This window comes from Pseudomonas sp. ABFPK (assembly GCF_001586765.1).
Taxonomy (GTDB): Bacteria; Pseudomonadota; Gammaproteobacteria; order Pseudomonadales; family Pseudomonadaceae; genus Aquipseudomonas; species Aquipseudomonas asiatica.
Window position 1 is genome coordinate 1 of record NZ_LQXW01000070.1, and the last position, 1,809, is coordinate 1,809.

The 1,809-nt window shown below is 64.4% G+C and carries 1 protein-coding gene; it reads left to right on the forward strand.

Annotated features, from left to right (window positions below; all coding sequences use genetic code 11):
- Nucleotides 1-204: 204 nt before the first annotated feature.
- On the forward strand, nt 205-1,719 hold the full coding sequence (gene istA, locus WM94_RS26695; RefSeq protein ID WP_058167704.1) for an IS21-like element ISPpu23 family transposase: 1,515 nt from the start codon (nt 205-207) through the stop codon (nt 1,717-1,719).
- Nucleotides 1,720-1,809: the final 90 nt, after the last annotated feature.

Here is a 1,809-nt window from a genome sequence, read left to right on the forward strand (position 1 = left end):
TGCGGATTCCACGGTCATCTGGCCACCCATTCCATAAGCATCTGACCACCGATTCCACGGTGATCCGGCCACCCATTCCACGCGTATCCGACCACTGATTCCACGGTCATCCGGCCACTCAACCGGGCAGGCAGTAACGCAGGATTTCTTCACTACCATCGACCTCTTTTTCGAAGCAGAGAGGTCGTCGTGGAGCGTTTATCCATGCGTAAGATTCGCGAAGTACTTCGTCTCAAGTTCGAGGTCGGGCTATCGGCTCGCCAGATTGCCGTCAGCGTGCAGATCGGTCGTGTCACTGTCGGCGATTACCTCAACCGCTTTGCCGCCAGCGGTCTAGCCTGGCCCTGTTCGTTGTCCGATTCCGAGCTGGAGCAGCAACTGTTCCCACCGCCCCCTGCGGTGCCCAGCGAGCAACGGCCATTGCCCGATTGGTCTTGGGTGCATGCCGAGCTACGCCGGCCGGGCGTGACCTTGGCGCTGCTCTGGCAGGAGTATCGCCTGAGCCAGCCGAAAGGCTTTCAGTACAGCTGGTTCTGCGAGCACTACCGAGCCTGGCAGGGCAAGCTGGACGTGGTGATGCGCCAGGAGCATCGCGTCGGTGAGAAGCTGTTTGTCGACTACGCCGGGCAGACGGTGCCGGTGATCGACCGCCACAGCGGCGAGATCCGCCAGGCGCAGGTGTTCGTCGCGGTGCTTGGCGCGTCCAGCTACACCTTCGCCGAAGCCACTTGGTCGCAGCAGTTACCGGACTGGCTGGGCTCCCATGTCCGCTGCTTCGCCTTTCTCGGCGGCGTGCCGGAAATCGTGGTGCCGGACAACCTGCGAAGCGCGGTGAGTAAGAGCCATCGCTACGAGCCGGACATCAACCCGAGCTACCGCGATCTGGCCGAGCACTATGGCGTGGCGGTGGTGCCGGCGCGGGCGCGTAAGCCGCGCGACAAGGCTAAGGCTGAGGTCGGCGTGCAGGTGGTCGAGCGCTGGATCCTCGCCGCGCTGAGGAACCGCCAGTTCTTCTCCCTGGACGAACTCAACAGCGCCATCGCCTTATTGCTGGAGCGGCTCAACCGACGACCGTTTCGCAAGCTGCCGGGCTCCCGGCACTCGGCCTTCGAAGCCCTGGATCGTCCAGCGCTGAGCCCACTGCCGGAGCAGCCCTACGTCTATGCCGAGTGGAAGAAGGCGCGCGTGCATATCGACTATCACGTCGAGGTCGATGGGCATTACTACTCAGTGCCCTACCAGTTGGTGAAGAAACAGCTGGAAGTACGGCTGACGGCGCGCACCGTCGAGTGCTTCCACGCCAACCAGCGGGTGGCCAGCCACCTGCGCTCGCCACACAAGGGCCGGCATAGCACACAGACCGAGCACATGCCCAAGAGCCATCGCGAGCATGCCGAGTGGACGCCGCAACGGTTGATCCGCTGGGCCGAGCAGACCGGGCCGCACACCGCCGGCGTGATCAGCCACATCCTCGAACGGCGCATCCACCCAACCCAAGGCTACCGGGCCTGCCTGGGCATCCTGCGCCTGGGCAAGACCCATGGCGAAGTGCGCTTGGAGCTGGCCTGCCGACGCGCCCTCAGCCTCGGCGCGTGCAGCTACAAGAGCCTCGAATCGATCCTGCGCCAGGGGCTGGAAAACCTGCCGCTGGCCCAGCAGCACCTGCCCCTGCTGCCGGACGACCACGCCAACCTGCGCGGCCCCGGCTACTACCACTGAACACAAGGAATCCCACCATGCTGCCCCATCCGACCTTGGACAAGCTCCAGACCCTGCGCCTGACCGGCATGCTCAAGGCACTCGCCGAGC

Coding starts and splice junctions, on each gene's coding strand:
- istA (WP_058167704.1), top strand. CDS start 205: ATGCGTAAGATTCGCGAAGTACTTCGTCTCAAGTTCGAGGTCGGGCTA.